This is a genomic window from Pedobacter sp. 05L430 (assembly GCF_056397585.1).
The window spans coordinates 1-1,735 of sequence record NZ_JBFTNT010000491.1 but is presented as its reverse complement, the minus strand read 5'-3'; the positions used below and the strand labels follow the sequence as shown (position 1 = coordinate 1,735).

The 1,735-nt window shown below is 34.8% G+C and carries 1 protein-coding gene and 2 pseudogenes; all 3 read right to left on the bottom strand.

Going from position 1 to position 1,735, the window contains the following annotated elements:
- Positions 1-324: pseudogene (locus tag AC1DG9_RS26725) on the bottom strand (glycosyltransferase); the annotation flags it as partial.
- Between the two features lie 33 nt (positions 325-357).
- The gene (locus AC1DG9_RS26720; protein ID WP_477635651.1) at positions 358-915 is read right to left on the bottom strand and encodes an acyltransferase; all 558 of its coding nucleotides are present in this window, start codon (positions 913-915) and stop codon (positions 358-360) included.
- A 171-nt stretch (positions 916-1,086) separates the two neighbouring features.
- Positions 1,087-1,735, bottom strand: a pseudogene (locus tag AC1DG9_RS26715) (O-antigen ligase family protein); the annotation flags it as partial.

Here is a 1,735-nt window from a genome sequence, read left to right as displayed (position 1 = left end):
CTTTTTATTGTTTCTCTTGTTCAAATAATTAAATATGGATGGATTTGCAATCCAGTTTATTGATTCAACCATGCAATCCGGATACAGATTCCAAAGGTTATCCTTAATTTTTATTAATCCTTTCTCTTTTCCCTCAATTACCCGCAAACGTTTTTTAACTTTTAAATTGTCATGATCTTTATAACGGGTAATTCTATCAAGCGGGGAATTCACATATAATACAGTATTATTTTTTGAAAGTTCGAGTGCAATATTTTTGCAATTACTGCCAATTTCAGTATCCCAGGGTTGCTGTCCAATAATAATTACATTTCTATTGATCATCTTTAATTAATTACTTGCTCCTGTTTAGAAAAACTAAACAGACATCCAAGATTTAGTATCTTCAGAATACTTTTTTATTATTCTTGCCGGGTTACCTACTGCTACACAATAATCTGGAATATCCTTAGTTACTATACTGCCTGCCCCAATAACAACGTGTTTCCCTATTTTTACGCCAGCAGTAATCACACTGTTTGCCCCAATCCAAACATCATCACAAATCGTAATTTTCTTCCTGATCTCCTTCTGCTTACTTGGCGGAAGGTCAATATCCTCATAACCATGGTTCAGTCCCGAAACAACTATATTCTKTGCCAACATCACATTATTCCCTATCTCAACCGGACCAATTACCACACTGCCAATTCCAATAATCGTATTATCCCCTATTAACACATTACCTACTCCATTATTGATGGTTACAAAATCCTCGATTATAGATTTCTCACCTAAACTGAATTCATTAAATGGAAAAACATCCATTCTATTTCGACGCCTGATAATGCTCCCTGCCCCCTTTTTATGTATAAAAGGATTCACAAAAAGCCTGACCCAAAGTCGTGGCTTATGATCATTTTCAGGTATCAACATCTTATGCAACAGCTTTTTTAGCCTTGGATTTGATTTTATTTTATTGACTATCGACATAAATATTAAATTCTATTGCATTAGGACATGAAAATTAGCCCTTGTTCTTAATTTCTAAAAAAAAGGCAATCGCAAAACATATTACACCAGGAATAACAAAGATTTCAAATGGCATTAGCTGTAAATTATTTTAAGATCATTATCATTACTTCCTTCAGTATCCTTACTTGGTTCACTATTATTATTTGATGGCAAGGACTCCCTTTCATCAAAATTCACACTCTGAAAAATAAGTGCAAAAGATAAAGCGGCTACAATAGCCGATGGCATTGAATTAATCACTTCATTACCATAGCTGCATAAAAAAATACCCGCTGTAGCCGAAAGCATTGCAATACACTTATACCTCAGTCCCACATTCCTGATCTTCCAGATTATCCCACTACATTTACCCAGAATATACATCATCATAGAAAACCATATTGTTAACCCAACAACACCATACATGGCCCAAACCTTAACCCAGTAGCTATCCGGTTCAATTGTTGAAAGAAACTTATCCTTATTATAGAGTTTACCCCAGGTACCAATTACGCCTAGTCCTCCACCAAAAGGTTTGTTCTGCAAACGCTCACTAAGAACCTTTTGGTTGTTAAACCTAACATTTAATGAGGCTTCTTTAAAGTTCAATGCGCTTCGCAATCTATACAAACCATAATTACCATTACCAATGGTGGTGAACTTTAAAAACCCAAAAAACAACACAGCTACAACTACCCCAAGAATGATTACTTTCAAATTTTTGGTCAGAAAGAAAACACAT